This window comes from Sphingomonas mollis, assembly GCF_016427505.1.
GTDB classification, from domain to species: domain Bacteria; phylum Pseudomonadota; class Alphaproteobacteria; order Sphingomonadales; family Sphingomonadaceae; genus Sphingomonas; species Sphingomonas mollis.
In genome coordinates this window covers 353,483-375,923 of the sequence record NZ_JAELXS010000001.1, presented here as the reverse complement: position 1 = coordinate 375,923, position 22,441 = coordinate 353,483, and the positions used below count along the sequence as shown (strand labels likewise).

Here is a 22,441-nt window from a genome sequence, read left to right as displayed (position 1 = left end):
CGCGCATGACCGGCAGCATCGACGATCCGGCCCCGTCGCGGACGACCGTGATCGAACCCGACTGGTCGCGCGAATATAAGGGGCGGCTGCAATGGTATCCCTCGCGCGCCCTGCTGCGCGCGATCCGCGATTATCAGGCGGCCAGCGGTCCCTTCGCCCGGTTGAAGCGTCGGCTGGCGTCCGAGCGCCATCGCTTCTGGTCGATCATTACCGGCGCGGACATCCCGATCGGCGCACGGATCGGTGGCGGCCTGATGATGCCGCATCCGTCCGGAATCGTCATTTCACCCTGGGCGGTGATCGGCCCCAACTGCCTGTTGTTCCAGCAGGTGACGATCGGCAACACGGGCAAGGGCGCGCCGACGCTGGGCGCGCATGTCGATGTCGGGGCGGGTGCCAAGATCATCGGACCGGTGACGATCGGCGATCACGCCCGGATCGGCGCGAACGCCGTCGTGACGTCCGACATACCCGCCGGCGCCACCGCCGTCGGCATCCCCGCGCGGGTCATCAGCGGGGCAGACTGACCCCGGCCGTATCCGGCAAGGCCCGCAACCGGATCGTCGCCGGTACTCCGATGGCCAGCGCGCCCGCCGGCACATCGGTCAGCACCACGGCATTGGCCCCGATCGCCGCTCCTGCCCCGATCGTGACACGGCCCAGGATCACCGCCCCCGCCCCGACGTTCACGTCGGCCATCAGCACCGGCGCATCCTGCAACCGGTCGAGCGAGCGGACGCCCAGCGTGCAGTTCTGCCGGATGATGCAGCGATCGCCGATCACGGTCGACCCGTGCACCACGATCCCGCCCTGATGCTCGATCACGACATCGACCCCGACCGTCGCGGTATAGGGCAATTCGATGCCATAGATGTTCCGGCACCAGCGAAATGCCCACACGTACAGGACGGACAGCGGGGCGCGGAACGGCTGCCGCACCCCCATCCGCCAGACACCGAAACGATAGGCTGCGATCGTGCGGAAACCGGGCTTGGTCCAGTCCTGACCGTGCGCCCGCCAATCCGCCTTTATCCGCCGACACAGATCGCCCAGCGTCATGCCCGCTGCGCTTCCGGGCCCTTGTATTCGATCAGCGATCCGCTGCGCCCGGTCAGCCGCCGCCAGTGGAACAGCGCCGCGCCCTTGATCTGCGCGAACTTGCCCAGCACCAGATGGAACGCCAGCGACCACGCCGCCCGATCGTCCAGCCCCGGCCGATGCCGCATCCGGCGGGCGATCCGCACGACCTGCACCGGATAGAGCAACGCGATGGCAAGGCCGGCCCACCATCCGATCGCCAGCGCCGCGACGACGATCAGAATCGGCAGCAACCCTGCCCAGACGGTCATGCTGCGCACCTCGCGCCGCCAGTGCGGATCGCCGGCCGCGCCATGCCGCCACGCCAGTTGCGCAAATGCATGCCCGCTGCGCTCGGTGCGCCGCCACCACTGGCCGAACCGCGTCATCGCCGCATCATGTCGGGTCATCTCCGCATCCAGCCGTCGGATGCGCCAGCCCGATGTCCGTAGCCGCAGGCACAGGTCCGGCTCCTCCCCGGCGATCAGTTCGGGCGCATAGCCCCCCGCCTGATCCAGCGCCGCGCGACGGAACAGCGCGTCGCCGCCACAGGAATTGGCCTCCCCCACCGGCACGTTCCACTCGTCGTCGCACATGCGGTTATAGATGCTGGCATCGGGGAAGCGCTCGCGCCGACGACCGAACACCACGGCCAGTCCGGGATCGGCGACGAGAGCCGCGACGGCGGTATCCAGCCACGCGGCATCGAGCTCGCAATCGCCATCCACCACCTGCACGAACTCGGTCGGATGCCCGGCCAGCGCCGCCAGCCCGGCATTGCGGGCCAACGCCGCCGTGAAGCGCGTACCGGGCGGCAGGGTGACGACCTCCACGCCTTGCGTCTGGGCAAAGGCCACGCTGCCGTCGGTCGATCCCGAATCGACATAGATGCGCGCGGCATCGGCGGGCAGCGAGCGGAGACAGGTCTTCAACCGCTCCCCCTCGTTGCGCCCGATCGCGATGATCGCAGGCGATGGCCGGGCTTCGGTCATGATCGCGTCTTCCAGTGCGGCAATTGATCCTGTGGACCATCCCAGCGGCCGATCGCCGTTTCCCGGTCTAGCGAGGACGGCCCCACGCCGTTACGGATCAGGTCGCGCCATTCGCCCGGCGCATGCGCGCTGTCACGGCCCAGCCCGGCGATCTCGCGCAGGCGCCAGATCGCATAGCCGCCCAGCCATGCGATCCCCGACAGCCGCGCCTGCAACGGGCCATAGGCCTTCGCGAAGAACCGCCGACGCGACCGGAACCAGTAATCGGGCAAGGGTCGCTGCGCGCTCGCGCCATCGACCACGCCCGTCGCCGCGCCGCCGACATGCCAGACGCGGCTGGCCGGACAATGCAGCGACCGCCACCCCGCGGTCGCGAGGCGATGCATCAGCTCGACCTCCTCAAAATACAGGAAGAACCCCTCGTCGAACAGGCCGCAGTCGCGCAGCGCCTCCGCCCGCAACAACACGCTGGCGCCGGTCACCCAGTCGGCTTCGGTCGTCTCGGCCGTCTCGATGACCAGCGGTGCACTGCCGACGAGGCGTTCGATCAACGGCGTATTGGCACCACGCAGAAACTCGCGCGCGACGGTGGGGAAACGAAAGGCGGAACCGAGCGGATGCCCCTCGGGCGACAGCAGCAGGCTGCCGGCCGATGCCGCCTTCGGCGCATCGACCAATGTCGCCACCAGCAACGCCAACGCGCCCTCCTCGATCACCGCATCGGGGTTCACCAGATAGATGAATTCGGGCGGATCGCTCCGCGTCAACGCGCGACGGATCGCCTGATTATTGGCCCAGCCGAAACCACCGTTAAACGCCAGCGGCAGGAATGTCACCCAGTCGGCGAACGCGTCCGCCGTCACCGCGTCGGCCAGCTTCTCGGCCGATCCATCATCCGATCCGCCATCGACCAGGATCGCATCCAGCCCCGGCAGGAAACGCCGTTCCCGGTCGAGCGCCGCCAGACACGCCATCGCCAGATCGGGCGTGCGGTAATTGACGATCACCGCCGTCACGCGACGGTCGATGATACGCGGCAGCGTGAGGGTCGTCATATCGATGTTCGACCGGCAACACCGGCCCGCGGGCCTGCCACCCGGACCGGGTCTCGCCCCGTTCCTGCCGTGGCCATACCGAGGATCAAATCACGCACCTGTTTCCGCGCTCCCGTGCGTCCGCCGCGTCTCACCCCGCAGCGGCATCGCCGTTCTCCTACGCCGTGGCCGTTCTGCATGGCAAGCAGCGGCACCGGGGGACATCCGCCGGTCAACGGATATGAAAGACCGAATGTCCCAGCACATCGACGCCATAACCGACGGCCAGACCGGCGAGGCCCGCTGCGATGATGAGCAATTCGCGTGACGGGCGGAAGAAGCCCTGTCGCGCGAGCTGCGTCCAGGCATAGACCTGCCCGGCCAGTTCCACCGTACCGACCACCCAGATGATCCCGATCGGTCCGAAATACGTCCACCCCACCCAGGCGCCGGCGCCCAGATAGATGATCCGGACGACGTTGGCGGCAAAGGTGTAGCTCGTCTTGCCGATCGTAATCATGATGTCGTTGGCGACGCTCGTCCCCGCCGCGAAGAAGGTCGAGATCAGCAGGATCTGCAGATAATGGCCCGCATCGGTATATCGCGGATCGTACAGGATGTTCACGACCAGCGGCGCGCAGCCGATGAATCCGCCGACGGCAAAAGCGTACAGCAACGACAACCGCATGCGGACGCTGTAGAATTTCTCCCTCAGCGCGCCCGGATCGTTGCGGAAAATCTCGGCATATTGCGGATACAGCACCCGCCCCGCATAGGACCCGACCAGCGACACCGGCGTCGCCGCCAGCCCCGCCGCCATCACGTAAAGCCCCATGATGCTGAGCGGAAAGGCACGCGACAGCACCAGCTTGTCGCCCTGGCTGATGACCAGCGTCAGCATCGTCGAACCGGTGATGAACCGCGAAAACCGCCACAGCTCGGCCGCCCGCTCGCGCGAGAAATTGAAGCGCTGCCCGGAATCCGGGTACAGCTTGTAGCTGAAGAACACGCCCATCAGCTGACCGAGCAGGCTGGAGAAGATGATCGCCCAGTATGAATGGAACACCAGCGCCAGCGCGATGGTGATGGCGGCCCCCAGCAACTGGCTCATCACGTCGATCGCGCTGAGCAGCCGGACCTTGCGATTGCGCAACGCCGTGAACGGCGCCATCGAGCCCAGCCCGTCAATGATCGAGAACAGTCCCGCCGCCGCGATCGCCCATTGCAGATACGGTTTCTGCATATAATCGGCGACCGTGCTCGCCAGTACCGCGATCAGGATCGACAATATGATCCCGCGGATCAGGCGCAGCGTCCACACCTGATCGCGAAATTCGCGCTCGGCGCTCCGCTCGTGCCGGACCATGAAGGCGATGATGCCGACGTCGGAGATCAACGCGAACGTCACCATCACCGACGTCACGATGCCGGCGACCGCGAACGCCTCGACGTTCAGCAGGCGTGTCAGGATCATCGAGCTGCCGATGCGCAGCAGGTTCTGGAACACCATCACCCCGACGACGACGCCGGCGTCGCTCGCCAGGCCGCGTCGCGCCGCGCCGATCCCGGACATCAGGGGGTTCTTCAGCATTCTCGGGTGCATCGTCACTCACTTTGGTCGTGCGGATCAGGAGGAACGAACGGATCGGTCATGCGCGTCGGCGTAGACGTCCTGCCACCGCGTCAACAGATCACGCCAACGGAACCCCAGCGCCATCGCCTTGGCCCGCGCGCGTTCCGACAGGCCATCGGCAAAGGCGCCGTCCTGCCCCAGCCGATCCATCGCCGCGGCCACCGCCGCCACGACATCGTCCTCGCTGGTCGGTGCGATCATGATCGCCTCGTCGGCGGTCAGCAATTCCTGCGGCCCCGCCCAATCGACGCAGACCACCGGCAGGCCCAGCACCATCGCCTCCTGAAACGCGATCCCGTTCGCCTCGGCCACGGAGGGCAGCACCAGCGCACGGTATCCCGACAGCCGGTCGTACAGTTCAGGCCCCGCCGGCACCCAGCCGACGAACTTTACACGCTCACCCAGACCCAGCTCCGCGACCAGCGTCTGCAACGCCGGCCGTTCGCTGCCGTCACCGATGATGTCCAGCGTCGCCTCTGGATGCGCCCGCGCCAGCGCCCTGATCGCCAGGTCGCACCCCTTGTACGGCACCAGCCGACCCAGATGCAGGAACGACCGGTTGACGCCAGCATGCGCGATCCGCGCGCGGTCGACCAGCGCGTCGGGAATGCCGCAATCGAGCGTGAAAACGAACTGGTCGGCGGTGCAGCCACCCATCGCCAGCGCATCCGCCGTCCGCTCGCCACCGGAGATCAGCAGCAATGCCTGTTTCTTGCCGTGGAACAGAAGCCCGAGCAGCGCCTGCATCGGCCGCAACACCGCGCGGCCCAGCTTCTTGCCCAGCGGCTCCCGCGACTGAAAGGCGGCCGGATGCGCGACGTTGCCATTGAGCGGCCCGATCACCACCGATCGCCCCGGCATCCGGAAATACGGCAGCACGGGGGAAATCGGCGAGGTGAAATGGACCACCCACGGATCGAAACGCTCGGCGACCGTCCGGCTCAACCGGTGCAGCTGCCATCCGTTCAACAGTCCCAGCAACGGCTTCAGCCGCAGCCGGTGCAGCCAGATCTGCGCCACATCGTCCTCGACATAATCGATCGCCAGATCGGGCTGGTCGCGCCGCATCTCGTCGCGCACGCGTGCATGCGTCACCTGACGGACGTCATGGCCCATCGCCCGCAGTTCGAGGTGAATCTGGAGCGCCTTCAGACCCTCGCCGCCCATCTGGCGCGAGATATTGGGGGCGACGAGCAGGATGCGCTGTCGGCTGTCCCCGCGATCGCCGGTCGCGGTATCCGGCATCAGCCGTTACCCAGCACCGAATAGAGACCCAGCTTGCGCGCCAGTCGCCGGATGCGGATCTTGCGTTCGAACTTGACCCGCGGATAGCGGACGAACGGCCGCACCGGCGTCGCCTCGACCCGTGGCGATCCATCGGCGAACACGCCTTCGCGCTCGGCATCGACCAGCCAGTCCTTGGCGATCCCGCCGGCGTGGAACGCCTTCATCCGTCCGAACGCCAGCTTGCGCAGCATCTCCGGACCGCTGCGACCCAGTCGCCGCGCCAGTCGCCCGGTGACCGTGTTGCCGTAACAATGCCAGCTGTCCGGATCGAGATAGCCGCCGCCCATCCGCTCGGCCAGCGCCGCCCAGACGATCGATTCGACATGCATCGAATGCGCGTACGACCCGGTGTCGAGCGTCTCCAGCAAACGCTCCAGTTCCGCATAGGGCAACGGCGCCCGAAACTGGCAGACGCCGATATCGGTATGGTCCGCCATCGGCACCGACTTCGCATAGGCGTCGCGCACCAGCGGTTCGGGCAACAGGCAATTCGGCCGCTGCCACATCAGCAACAGGCCGGTGGCCGGCGTCGGTTCGAACGTGAAGCGGTTCGGGAAATAAACGTCCGGATCGATGATGATGACTTCTTCGCCCGGCGCGGCATACAGCACCGGATCGGTGATCTTGCGCCAGCACGGATGCCCGCCCCGGAACCGGACGATCGCCGGATAATCACGGAAGATATCGGCGGCGCGGGCATCGGCATCGGCCTGATCGTACACCGTCAGGCGATGCACGGTGCCATCGGCCAGCGGCTCCATCGCCTCGCGCAGGGCCGCCGCATCGGCCGGCGCATCGGTCAGCAGGAAAAGATCGATCGGTTCCTGCGACTGCTGCAACAGGCTGGCGAGACAGGCCCGCGCATAGCGCAGCGACCGCGCGCCGAGTACGCAATATACCTTGCGAAACACCGTTCCGCCCGTCGCTGCACCGTCAACGATCAATTGTAGTAATCCGAATAGCCACTGCCCTTGCCATAGCCGTAGCCATAATCGTCGCCGGTAAAACCCTGGACGTAATTGTTCAGGACCGTGCCGAAGCAGCGCACCGATTTCATCAGGCGCATCGAATCGCGAACCTGCTTGGCCGTCGTGACCCCGTCCTCGACCACCATCAGGTAACCGTCGATCAGCTCGCCTACGATCATCGCATCGTCATTGGCGAAGATCGGCGGCAGGTCGCACAGCACGACCGCCTGTTCCGGCATCGCCCGCGCCGCCGCGATCAGTTCCTGGAACCGCGAACCGGCCAGCAACTCGGACGACAGCACCTTGCGCACCGCCGCCGGGTAGATGGTCAGTTCCTGCCCCTCCACGCCCCACGCGATCTCGGACAGATCGTCGATCCGCCCCGCCAGATATTCGGTCATGCCTTGTTCGACCGGCAAGTTGAACCGCTCCGCCACCGATCCGCGCCGCAGGTCGAGATCGATCAGCACCGTCTTCAGATCGGGCAACCGCGCCATCGATGCGGCCAGATTGCACGCGACGAACGTCTTGCCGACCCGCGGGGTGGCGGACGTGACGCCGATCACCCGGACGCCGCTCGCGACCAGCCGGGCGATCTGCGTGCGCAACAGGTTGAACGGCCGCGACCGCTCGTCCCGGCTACGAAACCCGACGATCGCCTCGCCCAGATTTTCCGTAGGCAGGAAGTGCCGGGGCTCGGTGCCGATGATCGGCAGGCCGGAGGGGGCCGGAGACTGAAAATTCATCGACAAATTCCCGTGCTCAGCTCGTGACCGCGGCGGCCGGTGCATTCTTGCGACGCAGCAACGTCTGCCACCATTTCTTCTTCTGCAACAGCTTCGGCACGATCACCAACGGCGGCTCGCCGGTGATGTCCTGCAAGGCGCCGACGCCGCGGATCGGCCGCGCGATCAGTTCGAGCAACAGCGCGATCGCCAGACCCAGACCGCCACCGGCGATGATGCCGCCGGCGATCAGGACCGGCCGGTTGGGCGAGGAGGGATGATCCGGCACGACCGGCGGATCGATCACGCTCAACCGCTCGCCGCGCTGCTGCTCGCTGATCCGGGCGGACCCGCGCGCGTTCATCAGGTTGGTCTGGATCGTCTGGTAATTGCCCCGCAGGCCATCGGCGCGCGCCTGCAACTGCGAAATCTGCTCCTGCACCGCCGGTGCCCGTGCCTGCGCGTTGGCGACCGCGCTGGTACGCGCCGCCGCACTGCCCTGTGCCGCCTGCAGATTCGCGATCGACTGGTTGTTCGTCGCGATCTGGGCGCGGATCTGGGCACCAAGATCGGCCCGCGTCACGTTGGTCGCGGCGAATTTCTTCGATTCGGCCAGCCGCTGTTCGGCGAGGCGGACATCGGGGTGATTGTCCGAATAGATCGCCCGCATGCTGGCCAGCTGCGCCTCGGCCGCGATGACACCCGGATCGCGGTCGATCGCACCCGATTGCTGGCGAAGCTGCGCACCCAACTGCGCGTTCTCCCGCTGCAGGCTGGCGATCTGGCCCGAATAATCGCTGCCGCCCGGCAACATCAGGCTGTTGGCGCTGGACAGGGCCATGCCGTTGGTCAGCTTGATGCTTTCGATCTGCCGTTCGATCGCGCTGATCTGGCCCGACAGGCTGCCCGCCTGCTCTTGCAGGAACTCGACCGTGCCCGTCACCTGCTCGGCGGTCTGGCTGGCATCCAGCCTCACCAGTCGCTCGACGAAGTCCTGCGCGACGATCTGCGCCTTTTGCGGCTCCGAATAATCGAACGTAAGCGTAAAGGCGATCGTGTTGGAACCCGGACCGTTGCCGATATCCGCCGCCACCGGCGAGATGCTGGTCGATCCGCGCATCTTGTCGAGGATCGCCGACAGCGGCTTCTTCTGCCGCTCTTCGCCATACAGGTTGTTCGCCTCGATCAGCTCGATCAGGTCGGGGCGGCTGAGGATCTGCTGGCGCACCTTGGCGATGCGGCGATCGATCAGGCTGTTGGCCCCCTGACCGCCGACCAGCTCGCTGGGCAATTGCGGCGATTCGACCAGCAACGTCGCGCCCGACCGATAGGTCGACGGCATCAGGAACGCGGCGGCGCTGCCCAGAATCGTCCCTGCCACCAGCGGCCCGACGATCCACCAGCGGCGCTGCCATGCGATCGATGGCAGATAGGCGATGAAGCCAGCACCGCTGCCCTCATTGTCCATGTCCTGGGAATAGCCTTCGTTCATTCACGTCCACCAATCGCCACCGAGAGACCGAGCCGTGCGCTCAGGTCCGATCCACTCGCATACACGCCATTAACGTACCGATAACCGACCGAACCGACCGCCGACAGTCGCCGCCCCAGCGCCCGGCTGAGACTGACGTCGCTGGAAAACAAGTCTTGCGAACCGGCGTTCAGCAGGCTGGTGCCGGTGCTGACGATACCGTTGTTGGTATGGTTGTAGGAACCGTTGACGCCGATGTTCAACACTTCGCTCAACCGTTGCGAATAGGTCAGGCTGACCTGATTTTGCACCGTCACGCCGCCCAGCCCGGTCGCACCGGGAACACGCGACACGGACAGGCACCCGCTGCCCCGTTCACCCTGGCGGCAGACCGATCCCTCCAGCGAAACCGACGTGGACGTGCCGTTCAGGCTGTCCTTCACGATGCCGGCGCCGATCGCCGCGGTGATCGACCAGATTTCCGATAGCGTCCGCGAATAGGTCAGGCGCGGGGTATAGATCTGCGACGACAGGCCGCGGCTGTAATCCACCTTGCTCGCCGCGATCTGGAAACCGCCCGACGAAATCTCGGACAGGGTCCGCGAATAGCCGAAATTGGCGCCATAGCTCTTGTTGTTGGAAACGAACGCGTCGCCGCCGGGAAGCACGTTCCCGCCGGGATAGGTCGTCCGCGATCCGAAGATGCCCAGATTGGCCGACGACCGGGTGCTGAGCGCATAGGAGCCGTTCAACTGCGCCGACAGCTGGTTGCGCCGTTGCCGCAGACCGATCAGGCCGACATCGCCGTTCACGCCCGTCAGGTCGGGCCCGATGACCGCCGGCGTCGTCAGGATCGGTGCCGTCGCGACAGGCGTCGTCACCGTCGTACCGCCCGTCACCCCGGTGGTCGGCGTCGTGACCGTCGACACGTTGGGAATGTTGAACCCGCCGTTATTGCCGAGGATCGAACTGTCGTACGATGCGGAAAGGCCGAGCGATGCGCGTGGATTCAACTGCGTGCCGGCATTCACCCCGACGCCGTAGCCATCGTTGCTGCCATAGCGCGAGAAGTAATCGGAGCGGTTGTAATTGCCGGTGATCGTCGCCTGATTGACGCCGTCGATCAGCTCCAGCGACGGTCGGATATCGACCTGCGTCGATCCCGCCCCGCGCTTCTCCTCGCCGAGGAAAGGGTTGGTGGAATAGGAACCGCCCACCGTCGCGGTCAGCGACGGGACGGTGGTGATCTGCGCCCCGGCGCCACCCCAGGGGACGACGACGGCCATCGCGGTCAACGACGCCGTGGCGAGCGAGAGACGGCGCATCGTCACGGGACGATGACCGTGTCGCCGCTCTGCAACTCGGGCAGGCCGGTCAGATCGCGGGCGCTGGGGTTGCCCTTGATCGCATCGCTCAACCGGACGCGGATCGGGGTCAGGCCGCTACCCTGCTTGCGCAGGATGATGATGTCGTTGGTGTTGGCGAAATCGGTCGGACCGCCGGCGATGAACAACGCCTCCAGTACGTTCAGATAGCGCCCCGGCGTGAACGAACCCGGTGCCCGCACCTTGCCGATCACCGAGAACTGGAAACCCGATGGCGTGCGGATCGATACCGTCACCTGCGGCACCTGCTCGCGGAACTGGCTGGCCAACCCGCGTGAGATCGCCGCCTCGATCTCGCCCGGCAGCTTGCCGGCCGCGTCGATCCGGCCGGCGAGGGGGAACGAAAACGTGCCGTCGGGGAGGACGCGGACGCCGCGCTGCAACCGCTCTTCGCCCCAGACATAGACTTCCAGCTCGTCGCCGGGATTGATGCGATAGGGAGGCAGGGTCGCCGTCGCCCGCGCCGTGGGCTGCTGTTGTGCGGCTGCCGGCAAGCCACCGACCATCGACGTCGCCGCGCCGGCAATCGCCAGCGCCCGCACCAGGACCATCTTCATCCGAAACCCCCACGCCTATTCGTTCGTGCTGCTTGCCTTAGCTTCAGAACCTTGAGAAAGCCATACGCCAAGCGCCGGCGGCATCGGCCGGACGGCATGATAGGGCAGATCACCTGCCCTGGGCAGACGAACGATCGGAAACCGGGTGATGGTCAGACAACAGCGGCGACGCGGCGCGCGAATCGCGACGTCCCGGCACCCCGGCGGTGGATCGGCGCGGCGGATCGTGATGACGGCGCTGGCGGTCGGCGGCGCGATCCTGCTCGCCGGCTGCCAGTCCCCCGCCGAACGCGCGGCGGAGGCGATGGCGATGGCGCAACAGCTCGCGTCGGCCGGCCAATATGGCCCGGCGCAGCAGCAATTCGACATCGCCGTCGCGGCGCGCGACGATCTGCCCGAACTGTGGATGGCGCGCGCGCGCAACCAGGTCGCGCTGAACGATTATGCCGGCGCGTTCGGTTCGTTCCGCAACGCACTGGATCAGGATCGCACGAATCGCGAGGCGCTGGATGCCGTGGCGCAATTGTCGCTGGCGACCGGCCGGCTGGACGATGCCCGCGATTACGCGACGCAGATATTGTCGCTCGATCCGAACAACATGAACGCCCTGCTCGTCGATGCCACCGTCGCCTTCCGTCGTGGCCGGCTGGACTACACCGAAAAGCAGATCGCGAAGATCAGGACGCTGGAACCCGATAACGAGGCGGGCCGCGTCCTCGCCAGTCAGTTCGCCCAGCGTCGGGGCAGGCTTGCAGAGGCGCAGTCGCTGATCGAGCCGATCTTCATCGCCGGCGAGGGCGGCCGCGAGCTGCGACGGCAGCTGCAATCGCTCTACGAACGCAGCGGCAATGCCCGTGGCCTGCTCGCCATCGCGCAGCGCAATGCCGCCGAGCAACCGCGCGATCCCGCCACGCAACTGGCCCTCGCCAAACAACTGCTGTTGTCCGGGCAGGACCGCGCCGCGGCGCAGGCGCTCGACCAGATCCACCGCGCCGCACCGGGCGATGCCCAGCGCGACCTGACCGTGGCGATGCTCGCCGATGTCGATGTCGCCGGCCCGACGCTGATCGCGATGCTCGCCACCCTGTCGCCGCCCGATCCGGAACTGGCGCTGGCCGCCGCGCAATATGCGCTCGCGCGCGGTGATTATGCCACCGCGGAACGGCTGCTGGCGCCAACCGCGCGTGATCGTCAGGTCGGACCCGATACCGCCGACGAACAGGGCGCCTATGCGCTGGCGCTCGCCGGGCTCGGCCGCACCGACGATGCCGCCGGTCGCGCAAAGACGGCGCTGCAATTCGATGACGGCCAGACCGAGGCGCTGATGGCGCGCACGCTCGTCGAACTGGCGGCCCGCAACATTGACGGGGCGCTCCGCGATGCCCGCGTCGTCGCGGCCCAGAGCGCGGACTATGCGCCGGGCTCCGCCCTGCTCTCGCGCGTCTTCAACGTCGCGGGGGACAAGCTGCTGGCGGACAGGGCGCTGTTCGATGCGATCAACGCCGACCGCAACGATCCCATCGCGCTTCGCCAGCTCACGACCATGCTGGTCCAGCGTGGCCGCGGCGACGATGCGATCGACTATGCGCGCGGCTTCACCGTCCGCAACCCCGCCTCCGTCGCCGGCTGGTCGATCCGCCAACAGCTCTGCCGCCAGACCCGCGACGCCAACTGCACCGCCCGTGCGACCGCGATGATCGCGCGCCTGCACGGCCAGTCGGCGGCGCTGCCCGCCACGCCCGAGGACGAGCAACTGGCCGAACGCGATTACAGCGACGGCGGAGACGCGAAATGATCGATGGTCGCCCCCGCACGACGTTTCTCGGCATTGATTACGACCCGCTGACGCTGGCGGAGGTCGCGGCGCAGCTCGACGCCCGTCCCGCCACCGCGCCCTTCGCCTATCTGGTGACGCCCAATGTCGATCACGTCGTCCGCCTGCACGACGATCACGGCACCGATCGCGAGACGATCTGGGCGGCCTATCGCGGCGCGACCTGGTGCACCTGCGACAGCCGCATCCTCGCCGCCCTCGCCCGCCCGCAAGGGATCGACCTGCCGGTGGCGGCGGGCAGCGACCTGACCGCGCTGATCCTGGAAAAACTGTGCCGGCCGGGCGATCGGATCGCCGTCATCGGCGGCGGCGAATCGACCGTCATCGCGCTGGCGAAGCGCTTTCCCGATCTCGACATCGTCCAGCACAGCCCGCCGATGGGCCTGCGCCACGATCCCGTCGCGATGGCCGCCGCCGCCCGGTTCGCGACCGACGCGCGGGCGCGGTTCACGTTCCTGGCGATCGGATCGCCGCAGCAGGAACTGCTCGCCGCGCTCATCGCGCGATCGGATGGGGCGACCGGTATCGGCCTGTGCATCGGCGCGGCGATCGAATTCGTCGTCGGCGAAAGCAAACGCGCGCCCCGCGTGCTTCAGCGGCTGCATCTGGAATGGGCGTTCCGGCTGGCGTCGAACCCGCGTCGCCTGTGGAAACGCTATCTCGTCACCGGCCCGCGCATCTTCCGGCTGGCCCGGCAGCATCGTGGCGGGGCAACGCCCGGCGCATAGGGGCAGCGCCGGGCGTCACGTAACATCAGGTCTTGTTGGCGCCTGCCGCTGCCGGCTTGCCGGCATCGGTCTTGGGCGCGAAGCCCGGCTGGTATTCGATCTTCGCCGCGTCGCGCGCCTGCTTGAGCTGCTTCTGGGCGATTTCCGACACCGCGGTCTTCCGGATGGCCTCGGCGGCGATCCGACGGGCCTGCTCGCCGGCGATCGGCTGAGATTCCTTGCCGGTGATGACGCTGACGACACCCTTGCCGCCGGTCGCCACGACGAACGGCTCGCCGGCCGGCAGCGCGTTGACCTGCGCCAGGAACTGCGGCGGCGTCGCCACCGTATCCAGCTTGCCCGGTGCCCGCTGGAACGGGATCGACATGCCACGCAGGCGCGTCGCCACCGCGTCGAGCGTGTGGTCGGCTTCCAGCGCCTTCAACCCGCTGGTATCGGCCGGCAGCGGGAACACGATCTGGTCGATCGCATAGACGGTGCGGTTGGCGAACATCTCGGGATGGCTGGCGATGTAGCGATCGATATCGGCCGCGGTCGGCACCGGCACGTTCTTCGTGACCTGCTGACCCAGCATGCCGATCATGACCTCGTCGTCCATGCGGCGCTGCTGCTGCAGGTAATCCGGGTCCTTGTCGATCCCCCGGTCGCGCGCCTGCTGCACCAGCAGCTTGCGGTTGATGAGGCTCTGCAGGGCGGCGGCGCGGATCACTTCCTTGTCACCACCGGTCGGCGCGTTCTTCAACTCGCCGTTCAGTTCCGACAGCGACACTTCCTCGCCATTCACCACGGCCACGACCTGACCGGTGGCGGAGCGCTTGCACCCCGTCACGGCGATCGCCGATGCCATAAGCAGGATCGTTAATGCTTTAGATCGCATAACCGTCTTTCACTCCTAACCAACGTCCAGTAACCGGATATGGCAAGCCCATCAGGTGAAGGGTGCCCGCATATACCGCCCAAGGCGGAATTCTAGAAGGAATACGTGATGCAGACTGTGTACGATTGGATCACGGTGGCCTTCTTTGCCGGGCTCGTGGTCCTGCTGCTCCAGCGTTCCGTGGGACCGGAGGAGAAACAGGATTCGATGCTCCATTACATCGTGCCTGCCGGTGGTTGCGCCGTCACCAATTATCTCGGCAACAATGGCTACGACGCGTTCGCGATCCTCATCTTCGTCGGCATCATCGCGTATACCCTGTACTTTCTGAAACCCTTCGCGCGGACCTGATCCATTTCCGGCCCGCCCGGCCTTCGGGCTAGTGCGGGCCGATCAGCATTTCCCGCCCCTGCTTGCCGGTCGATGCCACCATCGTCTGCACGAACCGCGTCAGCGTCGCGAAGGCGGCGTCGCGGTCCGTACCGATGATCGAAGCGCGCGCCAGCAGGCCGTCCGGGATCGACCCCTGCAGGTTCGCCTTCGCCATCATCAGGCGCTGGTCGAACCAGCGCACCGGCATCGAATCGCCCACCCGCGTCCAGTACACCACATACTCCCGCCGCGCGCCGCGATCGGCGGTCAGCAGGCGGACGGGGATCGCGAAATCCTTGGTGATCGGGATCTCCTCGGCCGTGTTCTCGATGATCGAGAACCCCGCCGCCGGATAACACACCTCCGGACGGTGGACCTGCAACCGCCCCTCCTGCACGCTGCTATACGCCAGCACGAGCATTACCGATTCGTCGTCGCGGCCGTTCTCGGCATAGACCCGCGTCAGCAGCTGTTCGTACAGCGTGCGCGACAGCTGGTCCTCCGGCGGCAGCACCAGCCCCGATTCGGTCAGGTAGCGCCACGGCCCCAGCGTCGTCGGCACCAGCCGCTCGAACCCCTTCTCGCTGATCCGCGCGACGCTCCGCTGCGGCACGTACAGCTCTGACAGCACCACCGTTCCGCCGACCGCCAGGCCGATGATCATCTTGCGCCGCGAGATATTGCGGCCGCCGGTCGTCTCCGCGCTCATGCCTTCATCAATCCAAGCCGATAGCCGACGACCGTGAAGATCTTGTCGACCAGGAAAATCGTCAGCACCGACACCACGAACATGAACAGGCCGGCGGCTTCGTGCAGGAAGCCCTGCGCCACCGCCTCGCCGCCATAATAGGTCAGCAGGACGAGCATCAGCACGCGCAGGAAATTGGCGAACACCGCGATCGGGAAGATCGTCATGATCAGGAGCAGCGTGTACCGCCAGCTCGCATTGTGGCGCAGATAGACATAGAAACTGCCGATCGCCGTCAGGCTGATGAGCGAGTTCAACCCGGCGCACGCCGCCGCGATCAACAGCTCGAACTGGCCGATATAGATGCTGACGCCCGACGTCGCGACCGGATAGCCGATGCCCGAGAGCAAGCCCACCACCGCCTTGGAAATCGCCAGCTTCACCGGCTGTGTCGCGATATCGACGAACGTGTCGGGGATCGGGATCAGGAACAGCGAATACAGGATCGGGAACCACAGCACTTCCAGCGATCGACGCCCGCCGACCGCATACAGGATCGCCACGAACGACAGATACGCGGCCAGCCCACGCACTTCGAGCAACCCGGTGATCCGCGCCGCCGCATACAGGATCAGGCACGGCACCAGAAACATATAGGCGATCCACGCGCGCGGCGGATCTGCAACCGCCGCCGCCTGTTTGGCACTGAGCGCGAAGATCCAGATGGCGGTGGCGAACACGATCGGGGCATGCGCCGCCTGATCCGTGCCCCATCCGCGCGCGGCCAGCTCGAACAGCGTCGGCCCGGCCAGCAGGATAAGGCCCAGCCAATAGATCGGGTCACGGCGCAGCGCCGCCCAGATGACGGTCGCCCTCGCCAGCCACTCTTCGCGCCGGGGTGGCAATGTGGGCGGCGTACCGCCCGCCGCTAGCCCCTTTGCATTGGTCGGCGAGACCCATTCCGGCTCTGACGATGCGGTAGGTGAAGAAGCGCTCAGGTCCATGATATCAGCAAGTCTAACCCGCAAAGGTTAAGGGCGAACCCACAAGGCGCTGATGAGCGGCGTTCCACGTCGATGGATACCGAACGGCGCAAGCGGCTTTCCGGTAATGTCGCACCCCCTCCAACACGTTGGATGTAGCGGTCGTCCGCGAATTTGGCAATCCGCGACCAAGCGTGGCGTCATTGCGATAATGTACAGATGCGGCCACTGTCCCTACACGGGACTCGGGCACCGTCATTGGGGAGAACAGGGACATGGCTGACAATCGGGGTCGCATCGCTCGCCATCGCATGGCCGCAGCGCGGGTGAACCGCTGATGCAGCATGACGAGATCGAACGGCGGACACGGCGGCGGCGGCGGGTCCGATCGCTGCTCGCGATATGGGCGGTGTTCGTGTCGGTGTTCCTGTTGTGGCAGACCCTGACCTATCGCGGGCTGATGGCGCTGGCTGCGGAGTGGCAGTTCAACACCTTCGGCCGTTACTATCCCTCCCTCACCTATATCCTGCTGGCCACGATCATCGCGTCGCCGGTACTCTGGTTGCTTCGTGGCCGTCGTCGCCGCGACGATGAACGGGATGGCGACCGGGATGGCGACCGCCACGACGATACCACGATGACGGAGGCGGCACAGGTCGCTGCGAAGCTGCCGGGGCGCAACTTCATCCGCGCCATCCTCGGCGTGGCCGGCGGCTGTGTGGTGGCTTGTCTGGTCGTGCTGATCGCGATGGCCTCGCTGCCCAGCGACGTCGGTCAGGTGCAGCGCATCGCCATCGGCTCGCCCGCGGCGATGGAGCCGCGCACCGGCCCGACCGAACTGGTCGGCTCCGTCCTGCGCAGCCGCACCGCCGGCCTGAATCAGGAACTGCTCGTCGCCCGCCGCACCATCCGTTTCGCGCCGATGCTGTCGCCCGGCGGCAACAATCGCGAGGCGCTGCATTTCTTCGTCGAGATCGGCGCCGACGAGAATGCGGCGACGTTGCAGAGCGACGGCACGCGCGAAGGCGTGCTTCGCCGTCACGGTCTGCCCGGCGAACTGGTCCGCCTGTTCCAATATGCCGGTTACGAGGTCGCCGACCCCTATTACGTCCTGTTCGCCTCGCGCAGCGCGCTGCAATGGCCGTACCGGGTGGCGGCGATCCAGTTGGCGATCGTCGGCCTGATCTGCCTGATCGCGGCGGGCGGTCTGCATGTGCGGCGCGAACGGTTACGCCGGCATCTGCGCGATCAGGACGAGGTGATCGCGCCGGCGACGACATCGCCGGCCTAGAGCCAGTTGCATGAAATCGGACCCACCCCCGACCGTTCGGCTTGAAGCGGAGGCCACCTTTCCACACGGCGCTTCGACTTCGGCGCGACGCGACGAAGTTTATCCTGAGCGGCTGGCTTGCCAGCCAGTCGAAGGGCTCAGCACGAACGGGTCGGATTAAGCGCTTGATGCTCTAGAGCGGGACCGGACCATGGGGAACCACCGCCACGAAGCGGGCGCCCCAAGGGCGATGACGATGGTTCGACATGGCCCGGTCCCGCTCCAAATTTCCTAATGCCGCGTTAACGGAGCCATGGAAGGCAATCTTCAGGCCTGTGGGCGCAAAGTATGCTCATGGCTGCTTCGCTGTCCTTCAAATCCTTCTCGCTGGCCCTGGCCGCGCTCGGCTTCACCGGCGTCGCTCCACCCAGCGGCGGCGCGCGCGTCGTGCCGCTGCCGGCGGTGATCCCGGTCGTCGCCGCAGAGGACACGATCGACCCGCTGACCCTGACCAGGGCGCATGACGGCCTGTTCTACGTCACCGCCAAAGTGAACGGGGTCCCGATTCGCTTCGTCGTGGATACCGGTGCCAATGTCGTCGTCCTGACCAAGGAAGACGCCCTCGCCGCCGGGGTCGAAAAAGCCGCCGGCCCCAGCCGCGCCTTGCAGACCGCCGCCGGCGAATCGGGGATGCACTGGGCGAAGATCGATCACGTCACGATCGGCGACCACGCCGTCACCAGTGCCGACGCCGCGATCTTGACGGGCAACGGCCCGCCGCATTCGCTGCTCGGTCAATCGGTGCTGTCGCGCCTCGACTCGGTCACGATGCGCGGCAATCGCCTGGAACTACGCTGACGCCGTTCCCGAGGCCATGTCTCCCAACAGGAGCAGGTCGTCCGCCAGCGCCGTTCGTCCTGAGCGAAGTCGAAGGGCAAGCCAAAAACCTCGCCAATCGACGACTTCCCTGTCACCGTTCGTGCTGGGTAGAGACCGAGTAGCCCGAAGGGGCGTATCGAGGACTCGTATCGAAGCACCGCCCCGCATCCCAACCTGCGATAAAAGCCGGCTACCCAAAGGATAGCCGACTCAACCGCAATCAGACCGCAGGAACAGCCGCTGCCTTCGCCCGGCGCGCGCGACGGGTCACGATACCAACCAGCCCCATGCCCAACAGCAACATCATCCACGATGCCGGTTCCGGCACCGGCGTCACCGGATCGGGCGTCGGCGTCGTGATCGGCGGCACCACCGGCGTATCGGTCGGTGTCGCGGTGGGGGTGCTCGTCGGCGTCGCGGTCGGCGTGCTGGTGGGCGTCGCCGTGGGTGTCCCGGTCGGCGTCGCAGTCGGAACCGCCGTCGGCTCCGGCACCGGCGTCGCGGTCGCGACCGGATCGGGCGTCGGCGTGGTTCCCGTCGGTCCCGGTCCACTGCCGACCAGACCGAAGCCCGGCGTCAACGCCGCCAGCTGCGGCCCCGGAGACCCGGCGCTGCTCGCCGGCGTCAAGCCACCGGCATCGCTGACCAGCACCGGCGGACCATCGGTCGCGGGCGTCAGGAAGCTATCGTTGACCGGCGAATCAGGCACCGTCCCCGGTACCAGGTTCGACAGCACGGTGCGCGCCGGTCCCTGCGGCGCCGTCGGCCGCCCCGACCGGAAAGCGCGCGCGAACGACGTCGGCGTCATCACCCCGAAGCGTCTGAGCGTCGGGATCACGGGTGCCGGCACCACGGCCGCGAAAGCGGCGGGTATCCGCCCTTCCTCGAATAGCGCTCGCTCCGTATGGGGAGATAGGGCAACGATGGCGAACACGGTAACAAGACCGCCGACTACGACCGCCTGGAAGCGTCGTTCGTGTGAAGCCAAGGCCAAGGGGGAAGATATCATGATGCGGTTCCTCACCTGCATGTATAGCGCGGTCAACGACCGATGGCGATCATCGATGCGTCGTTTTCAGGGGCCGACCGTCCCGACCGGCCCGTTCGGGGACTCTGCACGCTCGCGCCGGTGGCAAATGACCCGGATCGGGACGGCGATGCTGCCGGTCGCGCTCGCCGCCTGCACCGTGGGACCCGGCAACGACGATGCCGCGATCGTCCGGGCGACGCTGGCGTTGCTGCAATCCGGCCGTGCGCCGACCGCGCCGGGCCTGTGCGTCGATTCGCGCCCCCGCGGTGCCGCGCTCGCCATCTTCCGCACGATGCGGATGACGACCGAGCCGGACGAGCGGCCATGGCGCCTGCCCGCCCCGCTCGGCACGCCGCCGCGCGTCGTCGGCCGCCAGTTGTTCGACGACGCCACCGGCCGCGACCGGCTGCGTATCCGCGAACCCGATGCGGAAACCGCCGAGCTGCCGCGTGAGACGCAGGCCCGCTTCGATGCCGCCGCCCGCGCGCTGTCGCTGGCCGACCGCTCCGAATCGTTCGCGATGAACGACGACATTGCACCCGCCGGCATGGCCGTCCGCTGGTGGCTGATGAACCGGATCATGCGCGGGTGCGAACGGACGTTCGTCCTGTCGCGGATCGCGCGCAATGATCGCATCGGCTTCATCACCGTCACCGCCGATCACTGGGGCACCACCTATGCGGTCGAGCGCGCCACCGATGGCTGGCGCGTGACCGGCCAGTGGGACAAGTGGCTCTATTGATCGCATGCCGCCCCCGCTGCTGAGTTCAGCGTTCAGGCCGCTGCTGAGTTCAGCGTTCAGGCCAGCGCCGTCAGGATCGCGCCGATGATGATCCACGGCACGATCAGCCCGGTCAGGATGATCGGCCCCCGGAACTGACGGATACGCCGCTCGATCGCATCGAGCGGCGGGTCTTCGCGCATGACCATCGCCGGCGAGGCAACCGTGCCGAAATCGGCGCGGACGATCGTCTGCGGCGGTTCGGCCACGTCGATGCCGTCGATCGACACCGGCCGCAGGAAGCTGCAGCCATATTGATTGCCGTTCTGGCGCACGACCCGCGCGGTATGGCGGCCCAGGCCGGCGATACCGATCGACACCGTCGAATCCATCGCGATCGGCTCGTCGCTCTGCATCCGGAAGCCGGTCGACGACAGGTCGTCGATCTGCACGTCGATCGGCCGCTGGTCGTCGCGGCGCACCGTGGCGCCCAGATTCACCGGCTGCCGATCGGCGATCCGCTCGTCCTGCTCGCGATAGAGCTTCGCCGTCAGCGACATGATACGCATCTCCAACCGATCATCGGTCAGTCTATGCGGTCGGTGGGGTTAGGGGCGCGTCAACAGCGCTGGTTAACGCGGGGGGCGAAGGGCACCGCCGACCCGATCGGTCGACGGTGCCCTTCATTTCCTCAGGCCGCTGCGAAACGTACCGTCGTCCGGCGCCGTCCGTACCGGATGGCGCCGCCGACCAGGCCGAAGCCGACCAGCATCATCGCCCACGTCGTCGGCTCCGGCACCGGCGCCAGCACGCGATAGATGTCGGCCGACGTCGTCAGATACGACGAGTTCGCCAGCACGTCGAAGTTTAGGTTCCACCCGATCGCATCGAACGCGGCCAGATCGGTCGCGGTCACTTCACCCATCTGGCTGAAGCAGAAATTGGGGTCCATGATCCCGATCTGGTTGGTGCAGCCGCCCTTGTCCTTGAAGTGCGACGCCTGCTGCCGGTCACCGAAATTGCGACCGGTCGAAAAGCGCGAATCGCCGAACAGTTGCGAATAGCCGCCGTCGATCGAGAAATACGCGGGCGATCCCACCGCCAGATCGAGCACCGGTCCCGAACCGGGCACGACGTTGGTCGGGTCCTGGCTGTACCGGAACAGGTCGAGCGTCGTGAAGATGGCGCCCGACCCATTGATGTTGGCGGCGGCATTGCCCGGATTGTCGTAGATGTCGACACCGCTGGTGAAGCCCAGCGCGTGCCCGATCTCGTGGATCGCCACGCCGATGAAATCCATCCGGCCCGCCGTGATCCCGTCGCTGGGATCGAAATCGAACGCGAAATTGCTGCTGAAATTCACCTGCGCATCACGGGTCGCAGCCGGAAAGCCGGTGAAGCCCAGCGCCTTCAGCGCCGCGCCGTTGACGCCCATCGTCGTGTTGTTGAGCGTGTCGTCGGCATCGAACACCCGCTTGGTGGTGTCGATCCCCACCTTCGTCGCGTCGTTGCGATACCCGCTGGTGATCGCCTGCAGGCCACCGGCGCTGGTCAGCGGCATCAGGTTGGCGACGGCGATCGCGTCGAGCCTGCTGTCGCCGGTCGCCGCGAGCTGTTCGTAGATGTCGGTCGTGGCGACCCGATAACGCGTGCTGCCCGTCGATCCGATGACGTTGGCGGCGAGCGCGTTGTACCCGATCTCCAGCCGGACGGTGACGTCGTTGGTCAGGACCGACGCCCAGTAATCGGTCGCGATCCTGAACCCGATTTCGGCCGGCGTACCGCGGACCGATCCGTTGTAATCGACCAGATCGAACGTCAGTGCCTGTGCCGGCGCCGCGGTCAATGCCGCCACCGCGACCCCTGCTGCGAAAACGTGTTTCATCATGCTCATGAACGCTGACCCTTTACCTGGCGCCTATCGCCGGTT

General features: G+C 66.7%; 23 protein-coding genes. 7 read left to right on the top strand and 16 right to left on the bottom strand.

All coding sequences use genetic code 11. The annotated features are described in order from the left end of the window. The first annotated feature begins 5 nt into the window (after positions 1-5). On the top strand, positions 6-527 hold the full coding sequence (locus JAO74_RS01715) for a serine O-acetyltransferase (protein WP_199034401.1): 522 nt from the start codon (positions 6-8) through the stop codon (positions 525-527). On the opposite strand, the gene JAO74_RS01710 is transcribed toward JAO74_RS01715, so the two are convergent. From JAO74_RS01710 to JAO74_RS01665, 10 genes are all read right to left on the bottom strand, one after another. Next, positions 511-1,059: a serine O-acetyltransferase gene (locus JAO74_RS01710; RefSeq protein WP_199034399.1), complete on the bottom strand. Its 549-nt coding sequence runs from the start codon at positions 1,057-1,059 to the stop codon at positions 511-513. The genes JAO74_RS01715 and JAO74_RS01710 overlap by 17 nt on opposite strands. Beyond that, entirely contained in the window at positions 1,056-2,069 is a 1,014-nt protein-coding gene (locus JAO74_RS01705) for a glycosyltransferase family 2 protein (protein WP_199034397.1), read from the bottom strand. Before JAO74_RS01705 ends, JAO74_RS01710 begins: the two co-directional genes overlap by 4 nt. Then, positions 2,066-3,124 carry a glycosyltransferase family 2 protein gene (locus JAO74_RS01700; RefSeq protein WP_199034395.1) on the bottom strand — a complete coding sequence of 353 codons (1,059 nt, stop codon included), beginning with the start codon at positions 3,122-3,124 and terminating at the stop codon, positions 2,066-2,068. The genes JAO74_RS01705 and JAO74_RS01700 overlap by 4 nt, the downstream gene beginning before the upstream one ends. A gap of 211 nt (positions 3,125-3,335) precedes the next feature. Next, the gene (locus JAO74_RS01695) at positions 3,336-4,694 is read right to left on the bottom strand and encodes an oligosaccharide flippase family protein (protein ID WP_199034393.1); all 1,359 of its coding nucleotides are present in this window, start codon (positions 4,692-4,694) and stop codon (positions 3,336-3,338) included. Positions 4,695-4,730: 36 nt separating this feature from the next. Further along, on the bottom strand, positions 4,731-5,981 hold the full coding sequence (locus JAO74_RS01690) for a glycosyltransferase family 4 protein (protein WP_199034392.1): 1,251 nt from the start codon (positions 5,979-5,981) through the stop codon (positions 4,731-4,733). Next, a complete protein-coding gene (locus JAO74_RS01685; protein ID WP_199034391.1) occupies positions 5,981-6,934 on the bottom strand; it encodes a hypothetical protein in 954 nt (317 codons plus the stop codon). The genes JAO74_RS01690 and JAO74_RS01685 overlap by 1 nt, the downstream gene beginning before the upstream one ends. Before the next feature lie 29 nt (positions 6,935-6,963). Continuing rightward, positions 6,964-7,737 carry a CpsD/CapB family tyrosine-protein kinase gene (locus tag JAO74_RS01680; protein ID WP_199034390.1) on the bottom strand — a complete coding sequence of 258 codons (774 nt, stop codon included), beginning with the start codon at positions 7,735-7,737 and terminating at the stop codon, positions 6,964-6,966. A 16-nt stretch (positions 7,738-7,753) separates the two neighbouring features. Further along, positions 7,754-9,208: a GumC family protein gene (locus JAO74_RS01675; RefSeq protein ID WP_233150547.1), complete on the bottom strand. Its 1,455-nt coding sequence runs from the start codon at positions 9,206-9,208 to the stop codon at positions 7,754-7,756. Further along, positions 9,205-10,512, bottom strand: coding sequence for a hypothetical protein (locus JAO74_RS01670; protein ID WP_199034389.1), 1,308 nt, complete (start codon positions 10,510-10,512; stop codon positions 9,205-9,207). Before JAO74_RS01670 ends, JAO74_RS01675 begins: the two co-directional genes overlap by 4 nt. A 2-nt stretch (positions 10,513-10,514) precedes the next feature. Further along, positions 10,515-11,129: a polysaccharide biosynthesis/export family protein gene (locus JAO74_RS01665; protein ID WP_233150546.1), complete on the bottom strand. Its 615-nt coding sequence runs from the start codon at positions 11,127-11,129 to the stop codon at positions 10,515-10,517. 148 nt (positions 11,130-11,277) lie between these two features. Here JAO74_RS01665 and JAO74_RS01660 point away from each other — a divergent pair, with 148 nt between their 5' ends. Both JAO74_RS01660 and JAO74_RS01655 read left to right on the top strand, forming a co-directional pair. Beyond that, positions 11,278-12,924: a tetratricopeptide repeat protein gene (locus JAO74_RS01660; RefSeq protein ID WP_233150545.1), complete on the top strand. Its 1,647-nt coding sequence runs from the start codon at positions 11,278-11,280 to the stop codon at positions 12,922-12,924. Then, positions 12,921-13,691 (top strand): WecB/TagA/CpsF family glycosyltransferase, encoded by a 771-nt coding sequence (locus JAO74_RS01655; protein WP_199034387.1) that lies wholly within the window; start codon positions 12,921-12,923, stop codon positions 13,689-13,691. Before JAO74_RS01660 ends, JAO74_RS01655 begins: the two co-directional genes overlap by 4 nt. 25 nt (positions 13,692-13,716) lie before the next feature. Here JAO74_RS01655 and JAO74_RS01650 read toward each other — a convergent pair whose 3' ends face one another. After that, a complete protein-coding gene (locus JAO74_RS01650; RefSeq protein ID WP_269845914.1) occupies positions 13,717-14,568 on the bottom strand; it encodes an EpsD family peptidyl-prolyl cis-trans isomerase in 852 nt (283 codons plus the stop codon). Positions 14,569-14,676: 108 nt separating this feature from the next. On the opposite strand from JAO74_RS01650, the gene JAO74_RS01645 reads away from it, so the two are divergent. Further along, entirely contained in the window at positions 14,677-14,919 is a 243-nt protein-coding gene (locus JAO74_RS01645; protein ID WP_056524762.1) for an XrtV sorting system accessory protein, read from the top strand. Between the two features lie 28 nt (positions 14,920-14,947). On the opposite strand, the gene epsI is transcribed toward JAO74_RS01645, so the two are convergent. Then, on the bottom strand, positions 14,948-15,649 hold the full coding sequence (gene epsI / locus JAO74_RS01640) for an exosortase-associated protein EpsI, V-type (protein WP_199034383.1): 702 nt from the start codon (positions 15,647-15,649) through the stop codon (positions 14,948-14,950). Next, the gene (xrtV, locus tag JAO74_RS01635) at positions 15,646-16,632 is read right to left on the bottom strand and encodes an exosortase V (RefSeq protein ID WP_199034381.1); all 987 of its coding nucleotides are present in this window, start codon (positions 16,630-16,632) and stop codon (positions 15,646-15,648) included. Before xrtV ends, epsI begins: the two co-directional genes overlap by 4 nt. A gap of 316 nt (positions 16,633-16,948) precedes the next feature. Between xrtV and JAO74_RS01630 the strand changes: the two genes are divergently transcribed. After that, positions 16,949-17,902 carry a hypothetical protein gene (locus tag JAO74_RS01630; protein ID WP_199034379.1) on the top strand — a complete coding sequence of 318 codons (954 nt, stop codon included), beginning with the start codon at positions 16,949-16,951 and terminating at the stop codon, positions 17,900-17,902. 333 nt (positions 17,903-18,235) lie between these two features. Further along, positions 18,236-18,739 carry a retropepsin-like aspartic protease family protein gene (locus tag JAO74_RS01625; protein ID WP_199034377.1) on the top strand — a complete coding sequence of 168 codons (504 nt, stop codon included), beginning with the start codon at positions 18,236-18,238 and terminating at the stop codon, positions 18,737-18,739. Positions 18,740-18,980: 241 nt separating this feature from the next. On the opposite strand, the gene JAO74_RS01620 is transcribed toward JAO74_RS01625, so the two are convergent. After that, entirely contained in the window at positions 18,981-19,598 is a 618-nt protein-coding gene (locus JAO74_RS01620; RefSeq protein WP_332908703.1) for a PEPxxWA-CTERM sorting domain-containing protein, read from the bottom strand. Positions 19,599-19,896: 298 nt separating this feature from the next. On the opposite strand from JAO74_RS01620, the gene JAO74_RS01615 reads away from it, so the two are divergent. Beyond that, positions 19,897-20,532, top strand: coding sequence for a hypothetical protein (locus JAO74_RS01615; RefSeq protein ID WP_233150544.1), 636 nt, complete (start codon positions 19,897-19,899; stop codon positions 20,530-20,532). A 56-nt stretch (positions 20,533-20,588) separates the two neighbouring features. Here JAO74_RS01615 and JAO74_RS01610 read toward each other — a convergent pair whose 3' ends face one another. Both JAO74_RS01610 and JAO74_RS01605 read right to left on the bottom strand, forming a co-directional pair. After that, entirely contained in the window at positions 20,589-21,080 is a 492-nt protein-coding gene (locus JAO74_RS01610) for a PilZ domain-containing protein (protein ID WP_199034366.1), read from the bottom strand. Positions 21,081-21,202: 122 nt separating this feature from the next. Beyond that, positions 21,203-22,396, bottom strand: coding sequence for an NF038122 family metalloprotease (locus JAO74_RS01605; RefSeq protein ID WP_199035124.1), 1,194 nt, complete (start codon positions 22,394-22,396; stop codon positions 21,203-21,205). Between the last annotated feature and the right edge of the window lie 45 nt (positions 22,397-22,441).

Coding starts and splice junctions, on each gene's coding strand:
- JAO74_RS01605 (WP_199035124.1), bottom strand. CDS start 22,396: ATGAAACACGTTTTCGCAGCAGGGGTCGCGGTGGCGGCATTGACCGCG.
- JAO74_RS01645 (WP_056524762.1), top strand. CDS start 14,677: ATGCAGACTGTGTACGATTGGATCACGGTGGCCTTCTTTGCCGGGCTC.
- JAO74_RS01680 (WP_199034390.1), bottom strand. CDS start 7,737: ATGAATTTTCAGTCTCCGGCCCCCTCCGGCCTGCCGATCATCGGCACC.
- epsI (WP_199034383.1), bottom strand. CDS start 15,649: ATGAGCGCGGAGACGACCGGCGGCCGCAATATCTCGCGGCGCAAGATG.
- JAO74_RS01650 (WP_269845914.1), bottom strand. CDS start 14,568: ATGCGATCTAAAGCATTAACGATCCTGCTTATGGCATCGGCGATCGCC.
- JAO74_RS01660 (WP_233150545.1), top strand. CDS start 11,278: ATGGTCAGACAACAGCGGCGACGCGGCGCGCGAATCGCGACGTCCCGG.
- JAO74_RS01625 (WP_199034377.1), top strand. CDS start 18,236: ATGGCTGCTTCGCTGTCCTTCAAATCCTTCTCGCTGGCCCTGGCCGCG.
- JAO74_RS01655 (WP_199034387.1), top strand. CDS start 12,921: ATGATCGATGGTCGCCCCCGCACGACGTTTCTCGGCATTGATTACGAC.
- JAO74_RS01715 (WP_199034401.1), top strand. CDS start 6: ATGACCGGCAGCATCGACGATCCGGCCCCGTCGCGGACGACCGTGATC.
- JAO74_RS01670 (WP_199034389.1), bottom strand. CDS start 10,512: ATGCGCCGTCTCTCGCTCGCCACGGCGTCGTTGACCGCGATGGCCGTC.
- JAO74_RS01710 (WP_199034399.1), bottom strand. CDS start 1,059: ATGACGCTGGGCGATCTGTGTCGGCGGATAAAGGCGGATTGGCGGGCG.
- JAO74_RS01630 (WP_199034379.1), top strand. CDS start 16,949: ATGCAGCATGACGAGATCGAACGGCGGACACGGCGGCGGCGGCGGGTC.
- JAO74_RS01675 (WP_233150547.1), bottom strand. CDS start 9,208: ATGAACGAAGGCTATTCCCAGGACATGGACAATGAGGGCAGCGGTGCT.
- JAO74_RS01615 (WP_233150544.1), top strand. CDS start 19,897: ATGACCCGGATCGGGACGGCGATGCTGCCGGTCGCGCTCGCCGCCTGC.
- JAO74_RS01695 (WP_199034393.1), bottom strand. CDS start 4,694: ATGCTGAAGAACCCCCTGATGTCCGGGATCGGCGCGGCGCGACGCGGC.
- JAO74_RS01705 (WP_199034397.1), bottom strand. CDS start 2,069: ATGACCGAAGCCCGGCCATCGCCTGCGATCATCGCGATCGGGCGCAAC.
- JAO74_RS01690 (WP_199034392.1), bottom strand. CDS start 5,981: ATGCCGGATACCGCGACCGGCGATCGCGGGGACAGCCGACAGCGCATC.
- JAO74_RS01700 (WP_199034395.1), bottom strand. CDS start 3,124: ATGACGACCCTCACGCTGCCGCGTATCATCGACCGTCGCGTGACGGCG.
- JAO74_RS01610 (WP_199034366.1), bottom strand. CDS start 21,080: ATGCGTATCATGTCGCTGACGGCGAAGCTCTATCGCGAGCAGGACGAG.
- xrtV (WP_199034381.1), bottom strand. CDS start 16,632: ATGGACCTGAGCGCTTCTTCACCTACCGCATCGTCAGAGCCGGAATGG.
- JAO74_RS01665 (WP_233150546.1), bottom strand. CDS start 11,129: ATGAAGATGGTCCTGGTGCGGGCGCTGGCGATTGCCGGCGCGGCGACG.